General features: G+C 61.8%; 21 protein-coding genes. 10 read left to right on the forward strand and 11 right to left on the reverse strand.

Going from position 1 to position 22,570, the window contains the following annotated elements; translation table 11 throughout:
• Window positions 1–50: 50 nt before the first annotated feature.
• Window positions 51–1,031, reverse strand: a complete 981-nt coding sequence (gene ebgR / locus ACJ8MK_RS01135) for a transcriptional regulator EbgR (protein ID WP_047568001.1) — start codon at window positions 1,029–1,031, stop codon at window positions 51–53.
• 337 nt (window positions 1,032–1,368) lie between these two features.
• On the opposite strand from ebgR, the gene ygjJ reads away from it, so the two are divergent.
• Both ygjJ and ygjK read left to right on the forward strand, forming a co-directional pair.
• Window positions 1,369–2,439 carry a protein YgjJ gene (ygjJ, locus tag ACJ8MK_RS01140; RefSeq protein WP_103798629.1) on the forward strand — a complete coding sequence of 357 codons (1,071 nt, stop codon included), beginning with the start codon at window positions 1,369–1,371 and terminating at the stop codon, window positions 2,437–2,439.
• Window positions 2,440–2,456: 17 nt separating this feature from the next.
• Entirely contained in the window at window positions 2,457–4,832 is a 2,376-nt protein-coding gene (ygjK, locus tag ACJ8MK_RS01145) for an alpha-glucosidase (RefSeq protein ID WP_103798630.1), read from the forward strand.
• 43 nt (window positions 4,833–4,875) lie between these two features.
• Here the strand turns inward: ygjK and ACJ8MK_RS01150 are convergent, their stop codons facing one another.
• The gene (locus ACJ8MK_RS01150) at window positions 4,876–5,301 is read right to left on the reverse strand and encodes a universal stress protein (protein ID WP_033638134.1); all 426 of its coding nucleotides are present in this window, start codon (window positions 5,299–5,301) and stop codon (window positions 4,876–4,878) included.
• A gap of 147 nt (window positions 5,302–5,448) precedes the next feature.
• Window positions 5,449–5,967, reverse strand: coding sequence for a hypothetical protein (locus ACJ8MK_RS01155; RefSeq protein ID WP_033638133.1), 519 nt, complete (start codon window positions 5,965–5,967; stop codon window positions 5,449–5,451).
• A 236-nt stretch (window positions 5,968–6,203) separates the two neighbouring features.
• Between ACJ8MK_RS01155 and metQ the strand changes: the two genes are divergently transcribed.
• The 5 genes from metQ to lhgO all read left to right on the forward strand — a co-directional run bounded on the left by metQ (window position 6,204) and on the right by lhgO (window position 12,114).
• A complete protein-coding gene (metQ, locus tag ACJ8MK_RS01160; protein WP_442517443.1) occupies window positions 6,204–7,019 on the forward strand; it encodes a methionine ABC transporter substrate-binding lipoprotein MetQ in 816 nt (271 codons plus the stop codon).
• Between the two features lie 185 nt (window positions 7,020–7,204).
• On the forward strand, window positions 7,205–8,239 hold the full coding sequence (locus tag ACJ8MK_RS01165; protein WP_033638131.1) for a TAXI family TRAP transporter solute-binding subunit: 1,035 nt from the start codon (window positions 7,205–7,207) through the stop codon (window positions 8,237–8,239).
• Window positions 8,240–8,252: 13 nt separating this feature from the next.
• Window positions 8,253–10,208: a TRAP transporter permease gene (locus tag ACJ8MK_RS01170; protein WP_060420644.1), complete on the forward strand. Its 1,956-nt coding sequence runs from the start codon at window positions 8,253–8,255 to the stop codon at window positions 10,206–10,208.
• Window positions 10,205–10,924, forward strand: coding sequence for a FadR/GntR family transcriptional regulator (locus ACJ8MK_RS01175; RefSeq protein WP_033638129.1), 720 nt, complete (start codon window positions 10,205–10,207; stop codon window positions 10,922–10,924). The genes ACJ8MK_RS01170 and ACJ8MK_RS01175 overlap by 4 nt, the downstream gene beginning before the upstream one ends.
• Window positions 10,924–12,114 carry an L-2-hydroxyglutarate oxidase gene (gene lhgO, locus ACJ8MK_RS01180; protein WP_033638128.1) on the forward strand — a complete coding sequence of 397 codons (1,191 nt, stop codon included), beginning with the start codon at window positions 10,924–10,926 and terminating at the stop codon, window positions 12,112–12,114. Before ACJ8MK_RS01175 ends, lhgO begins: the two co-directional genes overlap by 1 nt.
• Window positions 12,115–12,143: 29 nt before the next feature.
• Here the strand turns inward: lhgO and ACJ8MK_RS01185 are convergent, their stop codons facing one another.
• The 5 genes from ACJ8MK_RS01185 to ACJ8MK_RS01205 all read right to left on the reverse strand — a co-directional run bounded on the left by ACJ8MK_RS01185 (window position 12,144) and on the right by ACJ8MK_RS01205 (window position 17,577).
• Window positions 12,144–12,908 (reverse strand): SDR family oxidoreductase, encoded by a 765-nt coding sequence (locus ACJ8MK_RS01185; protein WP_442517444.1) that lies wholly within the window; start codon window positions 12,906–12,908, stop codon window positions 12,144–12,146.
• Between the two features lie 139 nt (window positions 12,909–13,047).
• A complete protein-coding gene (locus ACJ8MK_RS01190) occupies window positions 13,048–13,968 on the reverse strand; it encodes a sugar ABC transporter substrate-binding protein (RefSeq protein ID WP_033638126.1) in 921 nt (306 codons plus the stop codon).
• Window positions 13,969–14,031: 63 nt separating this feature from the next.
• Window positions 14,032–15,072, reverse strand: a complete 1,041-nt coding sequence (locus tag ACJ8MK_RS01195) for an ABC transporter permease (RefSeq protein ID WP_025160279.1) — start codon at window positions 15,070–15,072, stop codon at window positions 14,032–14,034.
• Between the two features lie 15 nt (window positions 15,073–15,087).
• Window positions 15,088–16,572 carry a sugar ABC transporter ATP-binding protein gene (locus tag ACJ8MK_RS01200; RefSeq protein ID WP_033638125.1) on the reverse strand — a complete coding sequence of 495 codons (1,485 nt, stop codon included), beginning with the start codon at window positions 16,570–16,572 and terminating at the stop codon, window positions 15,088–15,090.
• A gap of 75 nt (window positions 16,573–16,647) precedes the next feature.
• On the reverse strand, window positions 16,648–17,577 hold the full coding sequence (locus ACJ8MK_RS01205) for a sugar ABC transporter substrate-binding protein (protein ID WP_103773949.1): 930 nt from the start codon (window positions 17,575–17,577) through the stop codon (window positions 16,648–16,650).
• A 484-nt stretch (window positions 17,578–18,061) separates the two neighbouring features.
• On the opposite strand from ACJ8MK_RS01205, the gene ACJ8MK_RS01210 reads away from it, so the two are divergent.
• The 3 genes from ACJ8MK_RS01210 (at window position 18,062) to dcuR (ending at window position 21,355) form a co-directional block, all read left to right on the forward strand.
• Window positions 18,062–18,904 (forward strand): aldolase, encoded by an 843-nt coding sequence (locus ACJ8MK_RS01210; protein ID WP_197805872.1) that lies wholly within the window; start codon window positions 18,062–18,064, stop codon window positions 18,902–18,904.
• A gap of 125 nt (window positions 18,905–19,029) precedes the next feature.
• Window positions 19,030–20,643: a sensor histidine kinase gene (locus ACJ8MK_RS01215; RefSeq protein ID WP_442517445.1), complete on the forward strand. Its 1,614-nt coding sequence runs from the start codon at window positions 19,030–19,032 to the stop codon at window positions 20,641–20,643.
• Window positions 20,636–21,355: a two-component system response regulator DcuR gene (gene dcuR / locus ACJ8MK_RS01220; RefSeq protein WP_033638121.1), complete on the forward strand. Its 720-nt coding sequence runs from the start codon at window positions 20,636–20,638 to the stop codon at window positions 21,353–21,355. The genes ACJ8MK_RS01215 and dcuR overlap by 8 nt, the downstream gene beginning before the upstream one ends.
• 37 nt (window positions 21,356–21,392) lie before the next feature.
• Here dcuR and ACJ8MK_RS01225 read toward each other — a convergent pair whose 3' ends face one another.
• The 3 genes from ACJ8MK_RS01225 to ACJ8MK_RS01235 all read right to left on the reverse strand — a co-directional run bounded on the left by ACJ8MK_RS01225 (window position 21,393) and on the right by ACJ8MK_RS01235 (window position 22,467).
• Window positions 21,393–21,728 carry a hypothetical protein gene (locus tag ACJ8MK_RS01225; protein ID WP_033653833.1) on the reverse strand — a complete coding sequence of 112 codons (336 nt, stop codon included), beginning with the start codon at window positions 21,726–21,728 and terminating at the stop codon, window positions 21,393–21,395.
• A 43-nt stretch (window positions 21,729–21,771) separates the two neighbouring features.
• Window positions 21,772–22,077, reverse strand: a complete 306-nt coding sequence (locus tag ACJ8MK_RS01230) for a hypothetical protein (RefSeq protein ID WP_049196550.1) — start codon at window positions 22,075–22,077, stop codon at window positions 21,772–21,774.
• A 171-nt stretch (window positions 22,078–22,248) separates the two neighbouring features.
• Window positions 22,249–22,467, reverse strand: coding sequence for a hypothetical protein (locus ACJ8MK_RS01235; RefSeq protein WP_033646423.1), 219 nt, complete (start codon window positions 22,465–22,467; stop codon window positions 22,249–22,251).
• Window positions 22,468–22,570 lie beyond the last annotated feature (103 nt).

Consider the following 22,570-nt stretch of genomic DNA (forward strand, 5'->3'; position numbering starts at 1 on the left):
TATCATGACGTTAATTTTGAGCGCCAACGCCCCCGCCGAGGCGGGGCCGGTCAGGCGACGGTGGTGTCGCGCAGCTGCAGCGAGCTGGGAACGAAGATCGACAGCGGGACGGCGCGCTCATCGCGCAGCCGCTCCGTCAGCAGGTTGACGGCCTGTGCGCCCATGGTTTCCGAAGGGATGCGCACCGTGGACAAGGCGGGGAAAATAAAGCGGGCGGTGGGAATATCGTTGACGCTGATCAGCGCGATCTGCCCCGGCACCTGAATGCCGTGTTCGTGCAGCGCGCGCAGCACGCCGATCGCGATCGAATCGGTCGCCACCAGCAGCGCCGGCGGATAGCCATTCTGGCTCTGCAACATCGCTTTCGCACACTGGTAGCCCGACTGGCTGCTGAAATCGCCGTGGTAAATGTCCTGCGCTCGCACCACGTTTTGCTGCCGGCCATACTCGACGAACGCCTGCTCGCGCTGGTCGATGCCGGCCGGATGGTCGCGCCCGCCGATAAAGCCGATGCGCTGATAGCCGCGGCCGATGAAGTAGTCGATCACCTTACGGCTGATCTTGTACAGGTTGACATTGACGCAGTCGAACCGCTCATCCTCCACCACGCCGTCGATGAACACCACCGGCGTTTCCTGCTGCCTGAGCTGCTCATACAACGCGGGCTGTGGCCGGCCGATCACCAGCAGGCCGTCGGCCGCCGGCAGCGCCTTGTCGCCGTTGAAGTCGTAACCGGCGCTCAGCGCCACGCCTAGCTTTTCGCACTGCGTCTCGATGCCGTAGCGCATCGCCAGGTAATAGGGATCGTTGATCTCCACGCCCTGCGTATAGGTGAACAGCGCGGCGAAATGCAGGCGTTGCCCGCTTTGCCGTTTGGAAGGCGCGATCTTGTATTCGAGGCGTTCCGCCGCTTCCAGGATCTTCTGGCGGGTTTGCGCCTTCACGCTCAGGGTGGGGTCGTCATTCAACACGCGCGAAACGGTGGCGACGGACACATTAGCGGCTTCAGCAATTTCCTTCAGTGTGGCCATAGAGTCCCAATGCACAGACGAAAAACGGTAGCTTAATCGGATAGCGATGCGGCGTACAGCGCCACTCGCGACCTCTCCTTCCCAGACCGGGCCAGAGCACGCTCATGCCAGCCGTTGCCGGGCGTCTGCAGCGAAAGATACCCATTTCGCCCGCTGTGATCAAGTTAACGATTTACTGATTAAAGCATATTTTTTACTAAAAACTTTACTAATATACCTGCCGTTTACCGCCCCGTGAAGGCGGACTTTTTCTCTTCTCCCAGGGAGCCGGGAGCGACCTCGCGTGAGCCGCCGCTCGGCTGACGTTCCGATCCATCCAACATCAGGCCTATGCCCCATGAAACCACTAAGCCATCACGCCCTGTTGCCCTTGCTGCTGCTCGTTAACGCGCCCGCCTGGGCGGCGCAGGAACCGGTGACCCCGGCGGAGCGCAATCAGCTCCCACCGCCGCCGCTACCCGATAGCGCCACGACCGCCCTGCGTTTTTACGGCGAGCTCGGCATCGGCGGCAGCGTCTATTTGAACGGCGAACATCAGCATCAATACAGCGACGGCACCTATATCGAAGGTGGCCTGGAGATCAAACGGGGCCACTGGTTCGGCCTGATTTACGGCGAAAGCTGGACCGTGCAGGCGGACAGCCAGGGCCACGCCTGGACGCCGGGCCATGGCTGGGGCGGCTTCGAGGGCGGGTTGAACCGCTTTTACGGCGGTTACCGCACCGACGACGGCACCGAGATGATGCTCAGCGTGCGCAACGACTCGTCGCTCGACGACCTGCAATGGTGGGGCGACTTCACGCCGGAATACGGCTACGTGATCCCCAACACCCGCGATCTCAGCTACGCCGCCAAGCTGCAAAACCTGACCGGGCGCTTTCGCTACAGCGTGACGGCGGCGCCGGAAAGCCGCATCGACGAGAGCAAGGTGCTGCTGCACTTCGGTAAATACGATCGCTATTCCGACAAGTATACCTATCGGGCGATGATCAACGGCTACACCCAGTACGACCTGCAGGACAATCTGACGCTGCTGAACGGCCTGGAAGTGACCGACGGCCTGGGGCAGCTATTTTTGCTGGGGCTGCGCGGCCAACACCTGGCCGGCCGCGTCTGGCACCACACCGGCAAAGGCGACAGCGGCGGCCATCCCGGCAGCGAATCGGGTCTGATGCTCAGCGCGATGACGGAAACTGCCAAAGGGCTGTATCTCTCCACCGCCTACAGCTACGCCCGCCACCGGTTTGATAATGCGGCGGATACCGCCACCTCATACGCCCAGTTCGGCGTCTGGTATGAATACGCCGGCGGCAAGCTGGCCACCGCGCTGGACAGCAAATTCTTCATGCGCAACGACAGCACCGGCGCCAGCAACTCGGTGTTCCTGATGCAATATTTCTATTGGTAACCGTTGAGGCTCCTACGATGAACATGACTCCCCTGACCCCGCTGGCCACTGCCCTCACCCTCGCGCTGACGCTGACGGGCTGCGCGCCGAAAACGCCCGACGCCGACGCCCCGTTGGCCGAGCGCTATAAAAACGTCATCGACCGCCGCGGCGCGCCGCACTTTATGCTCGATTATGATTTCGACGATCACCAGCGCTTCAATCCGTTCTTCGATCTCGGCGCCTGGCACGGCCACCTGTTGCCGAGCGGGCCGGAGGGCATGGGCGGTTTCCCCGGCCCGGCGCTGCTGACCGAAGAGTACATCAACTTTATGGCCAACAATTTCGATCGGCTCAGCGTCTATCGAGACGGTAAGCCGGTGCATTTCACCATGACGGCCTACAGCCTGCCCGGCGCGCTGGTGCAGCGGCTCAGCGCGCCGGGCGTGACCGTCAACCTGACGCTGCGCTTCGCTGGCGCGCGCACCTCGCTGCTGGAAACCCAAATCCTGACCGACACGCCGCTGGAGCTGGTGTGGGACGGCGAGCTGCTGGAACGTTATGCGGCCAAAGAGCAGAAGCCGCAACCGCCGGCGACCCTCGCGCAGGCATTTCCTGACTACACGCGCCGCATTGTGCCAACGGCTGACGGCCTGCGCGTCACCTTCGGCAAAGTGCGCGCGCCGTCGCAGCTGATGACCTCCGGCCAGTCCGAGTACCAGATCCACAAATCGCTGCCGCAGCGCACCACGGTCGACGGCCATCGCTTCCGCGCCACGGCGCGCATCGCCGGCTCCACCACCCTGTACACCACCTACTCGCACCTGCTTACCGCCGAAGAAGCGCGGCGCGAACAACGCGCCATCGCCGACATCCTCGCTCACCCGCAGCGCTATATGGCCGCGTCGGCCCAGCGTTGGGAACGCTATCTCGCCACAGGGCTCAGCAACCCGCACGCCACGGCGGAACAAACCCGCGTGGCGGTCAAAGCGATGGAAACGCTGAACGGCAACTGGCGCGGCGCCGCCGGGGCGATGAAGTTCGACTCGGTCACCCCGTCGGTGACCGGACGCTGGTTCTCCGGCAACCAGACCTGGCCGTGGGACACCTGGAAACAGGCCTACGCCATGGCGCACTTCAACCCGGACGTGGCCAAGGACAACATCCGCGCGGTGTTCGCCTTCCAGATCCGGCCGGGCGATGCCCTGCGCCCGTGGGACGCCGGTTTCCTGCCCGACCTTATCGCCTACAACCCCAGCCCGGAGCGCGGCGGCGACGGCGGCAACTGGAACGAGCGCAACACCAAGCCGAGCCTGGCGGCCTGGGCGGTGATGGAGGTGTATCGCGTCACCGGCGATAAGGGCTGGCTGGCGGAGATGTACCCGAAGCTGGTGGCCTACCATGACTGGTGGCTGCGCAACCGTGACCACAACGGCAACGGCGTGCCGGAGTACGGCGCCACCCGCGACAAAGCGCACAATACCCCCGACGGACGCATGTTGTTCACCGTCAAGCGCGGGCAGCGCGAGCAAACGCTGGCCGGCCTCGACAATTACGATCGCATCGTGCGCGAGGGGCAGTACGACAGCATCGAGATCCCGGCGCAGACCGCCGCCTCCTGGGAGTCGGGCCGCGACGATGCGGCGGTATTCGGCTTTATCGATCCGGATCAATTGGCGCGCTACCTGGCGCAGGGCGGCAAACGCGAAGACTGGCAGGTGAAATTCGCCGAAAACCGCGCGCCGGACGGCACGCTGCTCGGCTACTCGCTGCTGCAGGAATCGGTGGATCAGGCCAGCTACATGTACAGCGACAACCGCTATCTGGCGGAGATGGCCGATATTCTGGGTCACGGCGCGGAAGCCGCCGCCTTCCGCGCCAAAGCCGACCGGCTGGCGGCCTACATCAACACCTGCATGTTCGACAAGCACAGCGGTTTCTTCTATGACATCCGCATCGAAAACCGGCCATTGGCCAACGGCTGCGCCGGCAAACCGATCGTCGAACGCGGCAAAGGGCCGGAAGGCTGGTCGCCGCTGTTCAACGGCGCCGCCAGCCAGCCGCACGCCGATGCGGTGGTCAGGGTGATGAAAGATCCGCGCGAGTTCAATACCTACGTGCCGCTCGGCACCGCGGCGCTGACCAATCCGGCGTTCGGCGCGGACATCTACTGGCGCGGCCGCGTGTGGGTCGATCAGTTGTATTTCGGCCTCAAAGGCATGGAACGCTACGGCTATCGCGACGATGCGGTGGAGATGGCGCAGGCTTTCTTCCGCCACGCCGACGGCCTGGTCGCCGACGGGCCGATCCGCGAGAACTACAACCCGCTCACCGGCAAGCAACAGGGCGCGCCGAACTTCTCCTGGAGCGCGGCGCACCTGTACATGCTGTATAACGACTTCTTCACGCAATAAGCCGCAGCGGCCACCGCCATCGTTGCCCGGCGGTGGCCCGCGTTTATGAGCGGATCGGGATCACCAGCACGTCGATATTCAGCTGGTTGATGGCGTTGCGGGTGGAAGAAAACAGGTTGCTCCACAGATCGTGGTGGTGGCCGAACACCAGCAGATCGATATTCTTATCCACCACTGCCGTGCGCAGTTCGTCAACAAAGCCGCCGCGCCCAATAATCACTTCCGCGATCGGGTAATTGACGTTTTGCGTGGTGGGTTCCAGCTCTTTGCGGATCTTCTCTTCGAACGACGCGCCCTCATAGCTGTGCTCCGAAAAGCCGATCGCCGCATGGTAAGTGTCGTAGTGGACGTCCACATAGATCAGCGAGAGTTTGGCCTTCAGCGCCTCCGCTAACAGCGCCCCCTTTTCGACCAATCGTTTGCCGTCATCGCTCAGATCGGTGGCGATGACAATATGGTGGTAACACATAGCGCCTCCTGTCATGGACTCGGTAGAGCCGAGGCTCCGATATCACGTCAGAGTCATATCGTTATGGTTAATTTTAGTTCAGAAACGGCGCGCGCGGCGGGAGAGATAACGGCGGGAAGGCCCCGTTGCCGGGGCGGAAGGCAAAAATTACTTCTCGCGCTGCGCCTCAAACCAGACGTTGCACAGAGACAGGATCAGCGTGTTGGCGTCTTTCACCAGCACGTTATCGCCGGGCACCCCATCGGTGCCCTGATCGGTGATGCCTTTGATGACGGTATCCGCGTGCTGAATGGCCACGCGCTCGACCGACGGCGTGCTGATGCCCAGCATCGGGAAATCGATGTAAGAACTGCTGCCGGAATTGTCCTCGACGAACTCCTGCGCTTCTACGGTGCTGACGGTGGCGCCTTCGCTTTTCAGCGCCGTGCCGTTCCAGCTGAATGCATCCGCCTTATAGCTGATTTTACCGCCGATCAGGCTCTGCGCCTGCTGTTGATCCCAGCAGCCGGTGGTCTGAGTCGGCACAATTTTACTGACGCGCCAGTTGCCCAGCAGCTGTTTGGGGATCGGCCCGGTATCGCTCTCCGCCGCCCGAACCTGAGTCGCCGAGACGCAGGCCAACACCACCAGCGGCAGCAGCGCCTTGCTCCAAGTGTTCAATCGCATTGTTTTTTCCTTCGTTTCAGTACCCAGTCTGCCCTCGCGGGCCAACGGCTATCATAATAAGCCCGCCGATTCGCCGTCAAAACAATCCGCACCGCGCCAGGCGGCGGCCGCTCATAGCTAATCGCTATGAGTCATAGTGAATCAGTATTTTGTTTTATCCCGACGCTCACCTACAGTCACTGCCACTATTCTGCCCGCCCAAATTAGCAGGCAATGTTGACAAGGACCCTGGGAAAATGACATTTACGCTGAAAAACCTCACCCTGGCGCTGGCCGCCGCCGGCACGCTGCTGCTGACCGCCTGTGGCCCGACCGCAAAGAACGATCACCACATCAAGGTCGGCATCAGCGCCGGCATCGATCAGTCGCTGTGGGCGGTGGTGCAAAAGGTCGCCAAGCAGAAATACGATCTGGACGTGGAGGTGGTGACTTTCAACGACTACGTGCTGCCGAACGAAGCGCTGAACAACGGCGATCTGGACGTCAACGCCTTCCAGCACAAGCCGTATCTCGACAAGCAGATGCAGGAGCGCGGCTACAAGCTGGCCGCGGTGGGCAACACCTTCGTCTACCCGATCGCCGGCTATTCGAAGAAGATAACCGCACTCAGCCAGCTGCCGGACGGCGCGCAGGTGGCGGTGCCGAACGATCCGACCAACCTGGGCCGCTCGCTGCTGCTGTTGCAAAAACAGGGGCTGATCACCCTGAAAGACGGCGTCGGCCTGCTGCCGACCGCGCTGGACATCGTCGGCAACCCGAAAAAGCTGAAGATCGTCGAGATTGAAGCGCCGCAGCTGCCGCGCGCGCTGGACGATCAGAAAGTGACGCTGGCGATCATCAACACCAACTATTCCAGCCAGATCGGCCTGTCACCGGCCAAGGACGGGCTGTTTGTCGAAGACAAAAACTCGCCGTACGTCAACATCTTCGCCAGCCGCATCGACAACAAAGACAGCGAGAAAGTGAAGGATCTGGTCAAGGCCTATCAGACCGACGAAGTGGCGGCCAGCGCCGCCGACATCTACAAGGGCGACGCCGTCAAAGGCTGGTAACCCTCCCCCGCATGCCCGTGGCGCCCGCCACGGGTTTTTCATTTCCGCCCTCCGCCGCGCCGTTCAATTTTCGCCCACTCAGATCACAAATCAAGCACGGCGCTTTAGGTGAATAAAGCTGCCATGTTGTATACAAGTTTGCGTAAATGTTTTCTATTTGTTTCAAAAAACCGCTGGGGAAAATAATGAAAAATAGAAAAATCAAAGCGTTGCTTGTTACCTGCGCCGTGGTCGGCGCCGCGTTGCTGGCCATCGCCGGTAAAGCGGAGAACGCCGATAAAACCTTCCTCTCCGTCGCCACCGCCTCCACCGGCGGCACCTACTACCCGATGGGCGTCGGGTTGGCCAACGTCTGGAGCAACCGGCTGAAACGCCAGGGGATACAGGTCACCGGCCAATCCTCCGCCGGTTCGATCGAGAATATCGACCTGCTGCAAAAAGACGAGGCGCAGCTGGCGATTTTGCAGAGCCTGATCGCCGTCGAAGCCTATCAGGGCGTGCGCAACTTCGACGGCCGCGCCTACGGCGATCTGCGCTCCATCTCCATGCTGTGGCCCAACGTCGAACACTTCGTGATGCTGGAAAGCCGGGTGAAAGACGGCACGCTGAATGATATCGCCGGCACGCGCTTTTCCGTCGGGCCGCAGGCCAGCGGCACCGAGCAGTCGACGATGATCATCCTGCAGGGCGTCAACCTGACCAAGAAGTCGCTATCGGCGGAATACCTCGGCTACGGCGATACGGTTTCCGCAATGCGCGACGGGCGCCTGGACGGCGGCGCCCTGCCCGCCGGGGTGCCGGCCGCCGCCGTCACCGACATGTATGCCAGCGGCGTGCCGGCACGCATCCTGGAAGTCACCGACGAACAGCTGGCCAGCATCAACGCCATCGCCAACTCCTGGTTCCGCTTCGACATCAAGGCAGAGACCTACCCGCGCCAGCCCAAAGCGGTCGCCACCATCGCGCAGCCCAATATTCTGGTGGCCCTCAGCCGGCTCGATGAAAAGCTGGTGTACGACCTGACCAAAACGATGTTCGAGAACCTGCCGGAAGTGCACCAGGTGCACAGCTCGGCCAAATACATCTCGCTGGAGAATGCGCTGAAAGGCGTTTCCGTGCCGCTGCACCTCGGCGCCTATCGCTACTACCGCGAAGCCGGCGTCGAGATACCCGATTATCTGATCCCGCCGGAAGCCGCCGCGCTGGCCGCCAACCCCTAACCCAGGAGGACGTATGAGCACTCACCCTTCTTCACCGCAGCCCGCCGTCGATCTGGACAAGGAAGCCGGCGCCGGCAACCGGCCGCTGAGCGGCATCTATTTGCAGCTGGCAACCGTCCTGGCGATCGCCATTTCCGCCTATGCCATCTACGCCAACGCGCTGTCCAACACGCAGGAGTTCTACCGCAACACCACGTTCCTGAGCGGCATTCTGATCCTGGGCTTTATCCTGTTCCCCTTCTCGGCCCGGCACGCCACCCGCAGTTTCAACCGCTGGGACTATCTGTTCATCATCCTGACGCTGGTCAGCTACGGCTATTTCTACGTTAACTACGTCGATCTGCACGTGGTGCGCAAGAGCATCCCCAACGCCACCGATTATGTGATGGCGGCGATCGGTATCGGCGTGCTGTTCGAAGCCGCGCGGCGCACCACCGGCTATTTCATCCCCGGCCTGGCGACTTTCGCCATCCTCTATGCGCTGTTCGGGCAGTACTTCATGGGCATTTTCGGCCACGGGGGCTTCTCGGTGGAACGCCTGCTATATCGGCTGTTCATGACCAGCGAGGGGATTTTCGGCATCACCCTGTCCACCGCCTCCACCGCCATCGTGGTGTTTATTCTGTTCGGCGCCTTTCTCAGCGTCAGCGGCGCAACCGCGCTGTTCAACGATCTGGCGCTGGCCGCCGCCGGACGCCGCCGCGGCGGCCCGGCCCAGGTGGCGGTGATCTCGTCGGCACTGACCGGCTCATTGAGCGGCAGCGCGGTGGCCAACGTCGCCACCACCGGCACCTTCACCATTCCGCTGATGAAAAGCATCGGGCTGTCGTCCCGCTTCGCCGGCGCCGTGGAAGCCACCGCCTCCACCGGCGGCATGATCATGCCCCCCATCATGGGCGCGGCGGCGTTTATCATGGCCGGCTTCCTCGGCATCTCATACACTACCATCGTCATCGCCGCCATCGTGCCGGCGCTGCTCTATTACGCCGCGCTGATCATGGCTATCGACCTGGAGGCCAAGAAACAGGGCCTGAAGGGCATCAACAAGGAGAACATCCCTCAGGTGCGCGCGGTGCTGAAGGCGCGCGGGCTGCTGCTGCTGCCGCTCGTCATCGTCATCGGCACGCTGCTGCTGGGCAAAACGCCGATCTATGCCGGCTTCCTCGGCATCATTTCTATCATCGTCGCCAGCTGGCTCACCCCCGACAGTTCGGTGCGCATGACGCCGAAAAAAATCGCGCTGGCCTTGAACGACGCGGCGCGCGGCTCGATCCAGGTCACCATCGCCTGCGCCGCCATCGGCGTGATCATCTGCGTGGTGACCATGACCGGCATCGGCTCCACGCTGGCGTTCAACATCGTCGCCATGACCGACAACACCCTGTGGATGATCCTGCTGGTGGTGATGCTGGTGTGCATCGTGCTCAGCATGGGGCTACCCTCCACCGCGCTCTACATCGTGGTGGCGGTGACCGTGTCGCCGATCCTGATCAAAGCCGGCGTGCTGCCGCTGGCGGCGCATTTCTTCGTGTTCTGGTTCGGCGCGTTGTCCAACATCACGCCGCCGGTGGCGCTGGCCAGCTACACCGCCGCCAGCATCGCCCGCGCCGATCCGATGCAAACCTCGTGGGACGCGGTGCGCCTGGCGCTGCCGGGCTTTATCATCCCGTTCATTCTGGTCTACAACCCGATGCTGTTGATGCAGGGCGACGATCTCAACCCGCTGTCGGTGCTGCATATGGTGATCAGCGCGCTGGTGGGGATCTACGCCCTGTCGATCGCCAGCGCCAATTTCTGGCTGATGAAGACCCACTGGCTGGAGCGGGTACTGTTTACCGCGGCGGCGATTTTACTGATCAAACCGGGCCTGATGACCGATCTGGGCGGCGCGGCCCTGATCGCCGCCGCCGCCGCCATGCACCTGCTGCGCTATAAACAGCGCGCCGCGCTGCCGGGAGGCGCGTCATGATCCGCAAGGTCACGCGCCAGAAAGCCTCTCATCAGGTGCTGGCGCAGTTGAAAGCCGGCATCAACGACGGCACCTTTCCGGTCGGCGAGAAACTGCCGTCGGAAAACGTGTTGGCAGACGCGTTCGGCGTCAGCCGGGTGCCGGTGCGCGAGGCGCTCGGCGTGCTGGAGGTCAGCGGCATCATCTCCTCACGCCAGGGCGGCGGCCACCGGGTGGAACAGCATTCGCTGCTGAGCAAATACGAACCGCTGGTGATGGAGGTAGCCGACCGCCGCGAGGTGGAGGCGCTGCTGGAAATGCGCGAAGTCATGGAACAGCAGGCGGCGCGCATGGCCGCCGAACGCCGCACTGAACAGGAGTTGCAGGCGATCGAACAGGCGCACCTCGCCTTTCGTGACTGTACGCTGAACGACGGCCAGATCGGCTATCGGCAGGACTACCTGTTCCACCGCGCCATCATGCAGGCTTCGCATAACCCCTTTTTCGTGCAGATCCTCGATAACATGCACGAGCTGTATCTGGGGGTGCTGGTGTACTCGCTCAGCAAAAACCTAGGGCGGCAGGCCGAGCGCCAGCGGGTGATCGACGAACATGAGCGGGTATTTATCGCCATTCGCGACGGCGATGCGGCGGCGGCCACCGCCGCCATGCAAAGCCATCTGAACAACGTACGCGGCAAATTACGCCGCCTGGAAAACGAGGAGCAAGAGCCGTGATGTACGACGCGATCGTTATCGGTGCCGGCCTGGTGGGGCTCGGCGTGGTGAATGCGCTGCAGGAAGCGGATCCGCAGCGGCGCATTCTGATCCTGGAAAAAGAGCGCGGCCCGGCGGCGCACCAAAGCGGCCACAACAGCAACGTGGTGCATTCCGGCATCTACTACACGCCTGGTAGCCTGAAAGCACAGTTGGCAAAACAGGGCAACCGCAGCATGTTCGCCTTCTGCCGCGAACACGACCTGTATCACGACCAATGCGGCAAGGTGATTGTCGCCACCCAGCTAAACGAACTGGATCGGCTGGAGAACATCTATCAGCGCGGCCTGCAAAACGGCCTGCAGGTCACCCGGCTGTCGCAGGCGCAGCTGCGGGAGCGCGAACCGCACGTCAATGGCCTTGAAGCGCTGCTGGTGCCCGACGCCGGTATCGTCAACTACGCGGAGGTGGCCGCCAAGCTGGCGGAGATCATCGTGCGGCGCGGCGGCGAGATCGCCTACGGCCATCAGGTTGAGGCCATCCGCGAACACGCCGGCGGCGTCACCGTCACCGCCGCCGGCGATACCTTCGAGGGAAAACTGCTGATCAACTGCGCGGGGCTGTTCAGCGATCGCATCGCCAAACTGGCCGGTTACGAAACCGGCATGAAGATCGTGCCGTTCCGCGGTGAATACTATGTGTTGGACGACGCGAAAAACCACCTGGTCAACCATCTGATCTACCCGGTGCCCAACCCGGATTTCCCTTTCCTCGGCGTGCATTTTACCCGTATGTATAACGGCAAGCGCGACGTCGGCCCCAATGCGGTGCTGGCCTTCAAACGCGAAGGCTACCGCAAATGCGACTTCAGCCTGCGCGATCTGAGCGAGGTGCTCGGCTATCGCGGCTTTTGGAAAATCGCCGGCAACTACCTCGGCGAAGGGCTGGCGGAAATGCGCCGTTCGCTGTCGCGCCGCCGCTTTGCCGAGAACGCCCGTCGGCTGATCCCGGCGCTGCAGGAGCAGGATATTCGCCCCGGCCCGGCCGGCGTGCGCGCCCAGGCGCTGACCGCCGACGGCAAGCTGGTGGACGACTTCCACTTCGTGCAGGGCCAACGCTCGCTGCACGTGTGCAATGCCCCCTCTCCGGCGGCGACCGCCTCGCTGGAGATCGGCCGCGAGATCGTGCGCCGCCACCTGTCCGCTTTCTGACGCCCACTGAGGCCACGGCGCCCGTGGCCTCAGCCGCGCTGGATGGACACCCCGCCATCCACCAGCATCGCGGTGCCGGTGACGAATGAAGAAGCGTCAGACGCCAGATACAGCGCCGCCTGCGCGATCTCCTCCGGCACCGCCAGCCGCTTCAGCGCGTGCAGTTCGGCCACCTGTGCCAATGCCTCCGGGGTATGGCTCATCTGCCGCCCCATTGCCGTATCGGTGCCGCCCGGCAGCAGCGCGTTCACCCGAATGCCGCGCCCGCCGAACTCCACCGCCAGCGCCTGCGTCAGGCCGATCAGCCCCGACTTGCCGGCCGCATAGGCCGCCGTACCGGGAAACGCCGCGGTGTGGCCGACGAAGGTGGAGGTGAAAATCACCGAGCCCGCGCCGCGCTCCAGCATGGCGGGGATTTGATATTTGGCGCCGTAGTAGGCGCTGGACAGGTTGGTTTCCAGCACCTCGCGCCACTCTGAGGCACTCAACGCCAGCGACGGCCCCAGCGGCCCCAAGGTGCCGGCGTTGTTGAAGGCGATATCCAGCCCGCCGAATTCGTCGACCGCCGTCGCCGTCAGCCGTTCGGCGAAGGCTTCGTCGCGCACGTCGCCCGCCACCGCAAGCGCCCGGCCACCCTCGCGCCGAATGTCCTCCACCAGCTCCGCCAACAGCGGCTCGCGCCGCGCGCCCAACACCAGCGCTGCGCCCTGGCGGGCGAACAGCAGCGCCGCCGCTTTGCCGATCCCCGAACTGGCGCCGCCGATCACCGCCACCTTGCCGTTTAATGCGTTCATCGCTCATCCTCACACGGTTTAAAGATCCTCAGTGTGAAGCAAGATCCGGCGCCGCGCTGGCCGCAAGCGGACATGTAACTGACGCCAATAAAAAAGGCGCTGCAAGCAGCGCCCCGGCAACGCGAATCTGACGGTTAACTCACGGCCTGGCCGCATACTTCTGCATCGTGGCCGGCGTCACCAGCTCGAACGGGATCCAGTAATACGGTTCGAGTTTTTCCCCGTTGATCATGCGCTGCGCCACATCGACCGAGGCTTTGCCCTGGCCGACCGCGTCCTGGAACACAGTGACCTGCATCTTGCCGGAGGCCAGCGCCTTGAGGCCGTCCGGCGTGGCGTCGATGCCGCCGATCAGCACTTTCCTGTCCGCCTTGCCCGCCTGCTGCAGCGCCATGATTGCGCCGATCGCCATCTCGTCGTTGTTGGCGGCGACGATGTCGATCGCTTCGCCGTTGGTCAGCCAGTTCATCATCAGATCCATGCCTTCACTGCGTGAATAGTTGGCGCTCTGCTTCTGCACCACCTTCATTTTCGGGTACTTGGCCACCACCTGCTCCACGTCTTTGGTGCGCTGCAGCGCGCCGGCGTCGGTCAGGTTGCCGATCATCACCGCCACGTTGCCCTGATAGCCGGCCAGCCGCGCCAGCTCTTCCATCTGCAGCGTGCCGGATTCCCGCTCGTCGGAGCCGACGAACACCACGCCCTGCGGCAGTTTGGCATCGCCCGGCGTGCGGTTCACGTACACCAGCGGCACGCCGGCGGCCTGCACCATTTTGGTCATCACCGGCGTGCTGGCCGAGTTGACCGGATCGACGATAATCGCGTCCACCCCGGCGCTGATAAAGCTCTGCACCTGATCGGTCTGGCGGCCGACGTCGCCGCGCGCGTCCTCGAACTGCACGGTGATGCCGCGCGCCTTGGCCTCCTTGTCGATCGCCTGGCGGATGATGGTGAGGAAGTTCTGGTCGAAATAGGCCATCGACACGCCGATGGTTTGCGCCCATGCCGGGGTAGACGCGCACAGCGCCACCGCCAGCCACAGCCCTTTCAGGTAGTTCATGATGTGCCCCCCAGGTAAAAAAAGCCGCCGGCCAACCCTGGCGCCGGCGGCAATTCACGGCAATCAGTGTTTTTTGCGGTTGCGCCGCATGTCGATCGACACGGCGGCGACGATAATCACGCCCTTGATGATGTCCTGAATGTAAGAGTCGACGCCGATAAAGGTGAAGCCGCTTTTGATAAGGCCGAGTATCACCGCGCCGATCAGCGTGCCGGTGATGCGCCCGACGCCGCCCATCAGGCTGCTGCCGCCGATCACCGCCGCGGCGATGGCGTCCAGCTCATACGACATCCCCATGCTCGACTGGCCGCTGCTGACGCGCGCCGCCAGCACCACGCCCGCCAACCCCGCCAGGCCGCCGGCGATGGTGTAAACCGTCACCAGGTACTTGTTGACGTTGATACCGGAGACCCGCGCCGAGGTCATGTTGCCGCCGATGGCGTAGATGTATTTGCCGTAGCGGGTATGCTTGAGCGCGATATGGAAGATCACCGCAATCACCAGGAAGATGATCACCGGCATTGCGCCCTGGCCGATCGATGTGAAGCCGTCCGACAGGAAGCTGACCGGGTTACCCTTGGTGTAGTACTGCGCCAGGCCCCGCGCCGACACCATCATCCCCAGCGTGGCGATGAACGGCGGAATGCCGGTGCGGGTGATCAGGAAGCCGTTGATAAAGCCGCAGACGATGCCCACCCCGATCCCCGCGCCGATCGGGATCGCCGCCGGCAGATCGAGCAGCCCCGGATACATCGGCGAGATGCTGTCCGAGGTCTGCGCCAGGCTGGCCGCCACCACCGCGGTCAGCGCAATCAGCGAGCCGGAGGAGAGATCGATGCCGGTGGTGATGATCACCTGGGTGACGCCCACCGCAATGATGCCGATGATCGCCACCTGCAGCACGATCAATAGCAGGCGGTTCGGATTCAGCAGGAACGACTGATCGCGCATGTACCAGCCGAGGATTTCGAAGATCAGCGCGATGCCGATCATCACGATGAAGATGCCGGTATCCTTCGGCATTTTGCCGCTCAGCCCGGAGAACAGCGTTCCCTTGCCCGTTGAATCGGCGGAGAGCGGCTTCTCAATCTTTACGTTACTCATGATGTTCACCCTTCGTTATTCTGAGGCCAGCGCCAGGATCTTCTCCTGGTCCGCGTCGTCTTTGTCCAAAATGCCGGTGATGCGGCCGCCGTGCATCACCATTACCCGGTCGCTCATGCCGAGGATCTCCGGCAGCTCGGAGGAGACCAGAATGATGGCGACGCCGCGGTTGGCCAGCTCGCTGATCAGGCGGTAGATTTCCGCTTTCGCCCCCACGTCGATGCCGCGCGTCGGTTCGTCGAGGATCAGGATTTTCGGCTGCGCCAGCAGCCAGCGCGCGATCAGCACCTTCTGCTGGTTGCCGCCGCTGAGGTTATTGATGATCTGATCCATGGTCGGCGTTTTGATGTTGAGCTTTTTAATCTGATCCATGCAGTCTTTGGCCATCTGCACGTGGCTGACGAAACCGTTCTTGCCGATGTATTCCGACAGGTTGACGATGCTCATGTTCTCGACCACCGACAGCACCAGAAACAGGCCGGATTTCTTGCGGTCTTCAGTGAGGAACGCCAGCCCGCTCTCGATCGCCTTCGCCGGGGAATCCACCTTCACCGCCTGGCCTTCGATAAAGATCTCGCCGCCGTCCGCCGGGTGCATGCCGAACAGGCTTTCCATCACTTCGCTGCGCCCGGCGCCCACCAGCCCGGCGACGCCGAGGATCTCGCCGCGCTTGACGCTGAACGACACGTCATGGAACCAGCCGCTGCGGCGCAGCCCCGCCACCCGCAGCACTTCCTCGCCGATATTGTTGTTGAATTTTGGGAACATCTGCGTCAGTTCGCGCCCCACCATCATGGTGATCAGCGACTGTTTGGTCAGGTTTTCGGTTTTGTCGCAGGCGATGAAGGTGCCGTCGCGGAAAATGCTCACTTCGTCGGTAATGGCGAAGATCTCGTCCATCTTGTGGCTGATATAGATGATGCCTTTGCCCTGCTCGCGCAGTTCGCGAATGATGGCGAACAGGTGCACCACTTCGCCTTCGGTCAGCGCCGAGGTCGGTTCGTCCATGATCAGCACGTCGGCGTTGTAGGACACCGCCTTGGCGATCTCCACCATCTGCTGATTGGCGATGCTCAGCTCGCCCACCAGCGTGTCCGGCTGCAGTTTGATGTTCAGCCGCGCCAGCAGCTCGCGGGTTTGTTCGTTCAGCTGTTCGTGGTTGACGAACCCCAGCCGCGCCGGCTCGCGCCCCAGCCAGATGTTTTCCGCCACCGTCATGTAAGGCACCAGGTTCAGCTCCTGGTGGATCATGGAAATGCCCGAATGCAGCGCCTGCAGCGTGTCGCTGAAGGTGACCGGCCGGCCTTTGATTTTTATCGAGCCTTCGTCCGGGTGGTAGATGCCGATCAGGCATTTCATCAGCGTCGATTTGCCCGCGCCGTTTTCCCCCATCAGCGCGTGCACGCTGCCGGGTTTGATTTTAATCGAGACCTTATCCAGCGCTTTGACGCCGGGGAACTGCTTGCTGATGCCTTCGGCCTCAAGAACATAAGGGTACATACCGCTTACCTCCGCACTGACCCACGTTTTCCGCCGCGCTCGCCCCACATCGGCGCCCGCGGCGGGCTTCAAGGCTTATTTCTTGTTTTTATCGGCGAATTGCTGGTAATTGGTCTGGGTGATCAGCTGGTAAGGGATCAGCACGTTGCTCTCCACTTTCTCGCCTTTCACCAGTTGAACGGCGGTCTGCACCGCGCCTTCGCCCTGGCCTTTGGCGTCCTGGAACACGCTCAGCGCCAGATCGCCCTTCTTGATGAACTCCAGCGCGTCCGGCGTGCCGTCAACGCCGGCCACCAGCACGCCGGATTTCTTGGCTTGCTTCAGCGCCAAAATAGCGCCGATGGCCATTTCGTCGTTGTTGGAGGCGATGGCGTCGATCTGCTGGCCGGACAAAATCCAGTCGGTGGTGACGTCTACCGCCTCTTTGCGGAAGAATTTGGCGGTTTGCTTATCGATAATCTTGATGCCGGGGTAGTTGGCCGCCACCTCTTCCACGCCGCGGGTGCGGTCGCGCGTGGCTTCGCTCGACAGCTCGCCCATCAGGATCATCACGTTGCCCTTGCCGTTCATCAGCTTGGCCAGTTCCTCCATCTGCAGCTTGCCGGCCAGCTTGGAGTCGGAGCCGACGTAGGCCATGCCGGCCGGCAGCGCCACTTCCGGCTTGCGGTTGACGAACACCAGCGGGATCTTGGCCTTCTCGGCCAGCTTGATCATCGGCTTGACGCCCTGGGTATCCACCGGGTTGAGGATGATGGCGTCGACGCCCTGGCTGACGAAGTTTTCGATTTGTTGAATTTGCTGCGCGATGTCGCCCTTGGCGTCTTCGAACTGGCCGCTGACGTTGCCGTCGGCCTTCATTTTGTTTTGCATCGACTGGCGCAGAATGGTGAGGAAGTTGTCATCGAAGTAAGCCATGGAAACGCCGATCTTGATGTCTTTCGCCAGCACGCTGGCCGGCAGCATGCACATCAGTACCGAGGCGGCGATCAGTTTCTTCAGCTTCATGTTCGTTACCCTTTAATCGTTAGAATGAAGAGGTCTGTTGGTTGACAGCTAATGAAAAATATTTTTTACATTCAAACAACAATACGGTCGGTGTTATCCCTTTGATACGGCGAATTTACCGCGTTATCGCCGTATCAAGGCCGTTGTAAAAATGGTGATCGATGTCTCAAAACAGATTAAAAACAACCAATTGAAATAAACCCCTGGCACAACAAACGGCGTCTTTACCGCTTTTTTAAATGTTTATTTCATAATTGAGGTTATTGAAACTTTTTAACCCAAACAAGCGAAACATGCATTTTGGAATGGCTTATTAACAAAAACATGACACGGATCTAACAAATGAAGTGCAAGCCGCCGGCGAGCGTGCTCCTTTCGTGCGCCGGCAAAAACTGCGAGCGGCCGCGCAGTTTGCGGTTTCCGCGTTTCCCGACCATCCTTACTCGGCAATAATGGACATATCCCTATCTCAAGAGGACCTGACATGCAGCTCAGCAGCAAGGTGCGGATGAACCGCCTGTTCAACAACGGCAAGTGCCTGGACGTGGCGATCGATCACGGCATCGCCAACGAACCGGATTTCCTGATCGGCCTGGAAGATATCGAACGGGTGATGGGCAACCTGATCGCCGCGCGCCCCGACGCCATTCAGGTCAACTACGGCCAGGCGGATCTGCTGCAGCGCGCGCCGCAGCGCGAAAAACCGGCGCTGGTGATGCGCACCGACGTCGGCAACGCCTATAACGCCGCCCGCCACCGCGAGATGTGGGCAGTGCTGCACAATCCGGAGGCGCCAATCCTGGCGGCGCTGCAAATGGACGCCGCCGCGGTGGTGGTCAATCTGTATATGATCCCGGATGAGCCCGGCATTTTCCGCCAGTGCGTGGAGAACATCGGCCGCCTGCGCCACGCCTGCGATCGCTACGCCATGCCGCTGATGGTCGAACCGCTGGTGATGGCGCCGGCCGGCCAGGGCGCCGCCTACGGCTCGCTCGGCGACGTGGAGAAGATCGTGCCGCTGGTGCGGCTGGCGCGCGAGCTGGGCGCCGACATCATCAAGGCCGACCCGACCGAACGGGTGGAAGACTTCCACCGCGTGGTGGAAGCGGCGCGCTGCCCGACGCTGGTGCGCGGCGGCGGCAAGGGGGAGCTGGGGCCGGTGCTGGAGAAATCCGCCGCGCTGATGGCCCAGGGCGCCTCCGGCATGGTTTACGGCCGCAACGTCTATCAACACAGCAATCCGTCGCAGGTGGTGCGCGCGTTGATGGCAATCATCCATCAGGGCGCCAGCGGCCAACAGGCGCTGGAGATCTACCACCAGCAGTGACCCGCTTTTGTAACTAAAATAAGCCCCCCGCTCCCCGGCAGCATGCTATAACCTGCTGCCGGTAACTGCAGCTTGCCTCATTCCTCGCTAGAATACGCCGTGATATCGCCATTCGGAGAACCGCCATGCCAAAACAACGGGTGCCGCTCAAGCTGAGCACCTCCATCACGCTGATGGTGTCCGCCATCATCGCTTCGGTGCTGCTGGTGGTGTTCGCGCTGTTTTTCGTGCAGATGAGCCGCGAGGGGCAAGATCAGCTGCAGCAGAAAGCCATCGCCGTCGCCAATACGCTGGCGCTCTCCAGCACCGTGGTTGACGGCCTGCAGCGGCGCGATCAAAGCGGCGCCATTCAACGCTTCGCCGAGCAGGTGCGCCATCAAAACGAGCTGCTGTTCGTGGTGGTGGTGGATATGCAGGGCATCCGCTATTCGCACCCCAAACCCTGGCTGATCGGCAAGCATTTTATCGGCGACGATCTGGCGCCCGCGCTGCAAGGCAACGTCAACAGCGCCATCAACCGCGGCACGCTGGCCCCGGCGCTGCGGGTGTTCGTGCCGGTGTATGACGCGCAGAAACAACAAATCGGCGTGGTGGCGCTCGGCATCGCGCTGGACACCGTGCAGCGGGTGGTGGCGGAGAGCCGCTGGATCATCTATTGGACCATCGCCTTCGCCGCCCTGGTCGGCAGCCTGGGCACCTTCTTCCTGGTCTCTGCGCTCAAACGCATCATGCTGGGTTTCGAGCCTTACGAAATCTCCAACCTGTTCGAACAGCGCAACGCCATGCTGCAGTCGATTAAAGAAGGCGTGATCGCGGTCGATAATGAATCCCGCATCACCATCGTCAACGACGAAGCCAAGCGCCTGCTGCGCCAGAGCGGCCCGGTGGAAAACCTGCTGCTGGAAGCCGCCAGCAAGCACTGGCCGGCGCAGCTGCATCTGGCGGAGGTGCTGGCCAACGGCGAGCCGCTGCGCGATCGGCAGATCGGCTTCAACGGCAGCGAACTGCTGACCAATACCGTGCCGGTGATCGTCAACGGCCAGGTGACCGGCGCCATCGCCACCTTCCGCGACAAGACCGAGGTCAGCCGCCTGCTGCAGCGGCTGAGCGGCATGGCGCACTACGCCGATGCGCTGCGGGTGCAGTCGCACGAATTTATGAACAAGCTGCATGTGATACTCGGCATGCTGCACATGAAGGCCTATCAGCAGTTGGAAAACTACATCATCAACACCGCCAGCAACTATCAGGAAGAGATCGGCGCACTGCTGCGCAAGATCCACTCGCCGGAAGTGGCGGGCTTCTTCATCGGCAAGATCAGCCGCGCCCACGAAGCCGGCATTGAACTGACCATCGAAGAAACCAGCCTGCTGCCGGAAACCGACGATGCGGAAACCACCCACGTGCTGATCAGCGTGCTCGGCAACCTGATCGAAAACGCCATCGACGCCATCGACGGCGTTGAGGGCCACGAGATCGGCCTGAGCTTCCATCATCACGACGATCAATTACACTGTATCGTCAGCGACGATGGCCCCGGCATCGATCCGGCGATCGGCGCGCGCATCTTCGAACACGGATTTTCCACCAAGGGAACCGGACGTGGCATCGGCCTGGCGCTGATCCGCAGCCATCTGGAGAAACTGGGCGGCAGCATCGATTTCGAGTCCGAACCGGGCGAGCTGACCCAATTTTTCGTGCACCTTCCCTATCAGGCCAAGAGCAGAACTCATGATTAACGTACTGATTGTCGACGACGACCCGATGGTGGCGGAGCTGAACAAATACTACCTGAGCCAGGTCGGCGGTTTTCACTGCCAGGCGACGGTCGCCACTCTGAGCCAGGCGCGCGCGCTGCTGGCCGATGCCGGCGTCAGCATCGATTTGGTGCTGTTGGATATCTACATGCAGCAAGAGAACGGGCTGGATCTGCTGCCCGGCCTGCGCGAGCTCGGCGAGAAGACCGACGTGATCATCATCTCCTCCGCCAGCGACGTGAACACGGTGCAAAAAGCGCTGCACTACGGGGTGGTGGATTATCTGATCAAACCGTTCCAGTTCAGCCGCTTCAAGGAGGCGCTGAGCCACTACCGGCAGCAGTCGCAGCTGTTGGCGCAGCGCGAGTTTTCGCAGGCCGACGTCGACAGCCTGCTGCGCCGCCAGCCCGGCGGCCAGGAGAGCAAAAAGCTGCCGAAGGGGCTGACCAGCATCACCCTGAGCACGGTCTGCGAGTGGATCGAACAGCAGCACGATAACGAGTTTTCCACCGACAATCTGGCCAACGCCATCGGCATTTCGCGGGTGTCCTGCCGCAAGTACCTCATCTATCTGGCGGAGAGCGGCATTCTCGGCACCCGTATTCTGTACGGCGCCACCGGCCGCCCGGTCTATCTGTATCAGCTGAAACCGGACGCGATCGCCATGCTGAAGGAGCATTGCCGCCCGGCCTAAACGACGCCGGGCGCTGATGGCGCCCGGACGATTAATGTTAGAAGCTGTGCGTGTAACACTTCGCCTCGCGGTGAGGATCTTTCGAGCGTCTCCGCAGGCAGCGCTGCTTTTTCTGCTGCTGCTCCAGGTTCCGCTGCTGCCGCTCGGCGGTCTCTGCCGCCTCGCGCTGCTGTTCGCGCGCAATCGCCTGCTCGTTGGCCAGCGTCAGGTTATCGACATTCCACACCTTGTGGCGCAATGCGTCGCGCTTTTTCTGGTACTCCTCGGTGACCTTACTGTCCTTCGGCGGCGCCGCATGGTATTCCAAATCCACCCGCGCCTGCGCGAAGCAGCAGCTACACAAGGCCACGCCGGCCAACACAATCCTTTTCATCAATGACTCCTTTTACATCGCTTGACTATGCGCGCACGCCGGCTCAACAACCGTTTGGCGATGCCGGCGGTTTTTCCTCGGAATGCGGCGCTCGCGGCCCGCCGGTGACGGGCGCTTTGCCGGGCTCGATACCGCACTCCGCCAAGCGCGCCAGCTCCTCCGCATCGCGCTCTGTCGGCGTCGCTTCCTCACTCATTTCCTGCCGCAGATCCTGCGCCAACGCTTTCAGGCGCTTTTGAAACAGCACCGGCGACACGCCTTCGCACGGCCTGTCGTAACGCGCCGCGCCGGCGCTTTGGCTTAGCGGCAATAACAGCAAGAGAAAGATCGCGGCCATCTCCTTCGCCATGGGCAACTCCTTTGATTACGCCGAAATAAACCGGCGGTTCCCTATAAGGAAAACGAATTGTCTGTTAACGCAATGAATGGTTGGGCCACGGCAGAATAACGCAGGAAAGGTAAACCCTCCGACAATATCGGCAGAATGCGCGCATTAATTTGGCTGAATATATTTAGCGGATTAACGATCGAATATTTTCGCCCCATCAAAGGTGCCGCCAATGCCGACGTTTCCTTCATGTAATACCGAGGAGGCGGACTCACCCGCCATGATGCGTTGCCGCTGCTCCCGCGTGGCAGGCTGCGGCTGAGACCAGTCTGGGGACGTCGATGTCGGCTGAATCGCGCTGCAGCCGCTCAACAAAAACAACGATACCGTGGCACAATAACGCCATGTCATAATTTCCTCCTTAAAGGAAATAAAATACCCGCAGCCGGCGGCAAGGGTAAATAAAAAAATGACTTTCTTTAGTTTAATAACCGCCGTTATTTCACCATCCGAC

It is taken from the genome of Serratia sp. CY38905 (genome assembly GCF_052168875.1).
Taxonomy (GTDB): Bacteria; Pseudomonadota; Gammaproteobacteria; order Enterobacterales; family Enterobacteriaceae; genus Serratia; species Serratia sarumanii.

Excerpts from the sequence above, each read along its gene's own strand:
- ACJ8MK_RS01170 (WP_060420644.1), top strand. The coding sequence starts at position 8,253 with ATGAGCACTCACCCTTCTTCACCGCAGCCCGCCGTCGATCTGGACAAG.
- lhgO (WP_033638128.1), top strand. The coding sequence starts at position 10,924 with ATGTACGACGCGATCGTTATCGGTGCCGGCCTGGTGGGGCTCGGCGTG.
- ACJ8MK_RS01165 (WP_033638131.1), top strand. The coding sequence starts at position 7,205 with ATGAAAAATAGAAAAATCAAAGCGTTGCTTGTTACCTGCGCCGTGGTC.
- ACJ8MK_RS01215 (WP_442517445.1), top strand. The coding sequence starts at position 19,030 with ATGCCAAAACAACGGGTGCCGCTCAAGCTGAGCACCTCCATCACGCTG.
- ACJ8MK_RS01185 (WP_442517444.1), bottom strand. The coding sequence starts at position 12,908 with ATGAACGCATTAAACGGCAAGGTGGCGGTGATCGGCGGCGCCAGTTCG.
- ACJ8MK_RS01175 (WP_033638129.1), top strand. The coding sequence starts at position 10,205 with ATGATCCGCAAGGTCACGCGCCAGAAAGCCTCTCATCAGGTGCTGGCG.
- ACJ8MK_RS01235 (WP_033646423.1), bottom strand. The coding sequence starts at position 22,467 with ATGACATGGCGTTATTGTGCCACGGTATCGTTGTTTTTGTTGAGCGGC.
- ACJ8MK_RS01210 (WP_197805872.1), top strand. The coding sequence starts at position 18,062 with ATGCAGCTCAGCAGCAAGGTGCGGATGAACCGCCTGTTCAACAACGGC.
- ygjK (WP_103798630.1), top strand. The coding sequence starts at position 2,457 with ATGAACATGACTCCCCTGACCCCGCTGGCCACTGCCCTCACCCTCGCG.
- ebgR (WP_047568001.1), bottom strand. The coding sequence starts at position 1,031 with ATGGCCACACTGAAGGAAATTGCTGAAGCCGCTAATGTGTCCGTCGCC.
- ACJ8MK_RS01205 (WP_103773949.1), bottom strand. The coding sequence starts at position 17,577 with ATGAAGCTGAAGAAACTGATCGCCGCCTCGGTACTGATGTGCATGCTG.
- ACJ8MK_RS01155 (WP_033638133.1), bottom strand. The coding sequence starts at position 5,967 with ATGCGATTGAACACTTGGAGCAAGGCGCTGCTGCCGCTGGTGGTGTTG.
- ACJ8MK_RS01150 (WP_033638134.1), bottom strand. The coding sequence starts at position 5,301 with ATGTGTTACCACCATATTGTCATCGCCACCGATCTGAGCGATGACGGC.
- ygjJ (WP_103798629.1), top strand. The coding sequence starts at position 1,369 with ATGAAACCACTAAGCCATCACGCCCTGTTGCCCTTGCTGCTGCTCGTT.
- ACJ8MK_RS01225 (WP_033653833.1), bottom strand. The coding sequence starts at position 21,728 with ATGAAAAGGATTGTGTTGGCCGGCGTGGCCTTGTGTAGCTGCTGCTTC.
- metQ (WP_442517443.1), top strand. The coding sequence starts at position 6,204 with ATGACATTTACGCTGAAAAACCTCACCCTGGCGCTGGCCGCCGCCGGC.
- ACJ8MK_RS01195 (WP_025160279.1), bottom strand. The coding sequence starts at position 15,072 with ATGAGTAACGTAAAGATTGAGAAGCCGCTCTCCGCCGATTCAACGGGC.
- ACJ8MK_RS01190 (WP_033638126.1), bottom strand. The coding sequence starts at position 13,968 with ATGAACTACCTGAAAGGGCTGTGGCTGGCGGTGGCGCTGTGCGCGTCT.
- dcuR (WP_033638121.1), top strand. The coding sequence starts at position 20,636 with ATGATTAACGTACTGATTGTCGACGACGACCCGATGGTGGCGGAGCTG.
- ACJ8MK_RS01200 (WP_033638125.1), bottom strand. The coding sequence starts at position 16,572 with ATGTACCCTTATGTTCTTGAGGCCGAAGGCATCAGCAAGCAGTTCCCC.
- ACJ8MK_RS01230 (WP_049196550.1), bottom strand. The coding sequence starts at position 22,077 with ATGGCGAAGGAGATGGCCGCGATCTTTCTCTTGCTGTTATTGCCGCTA.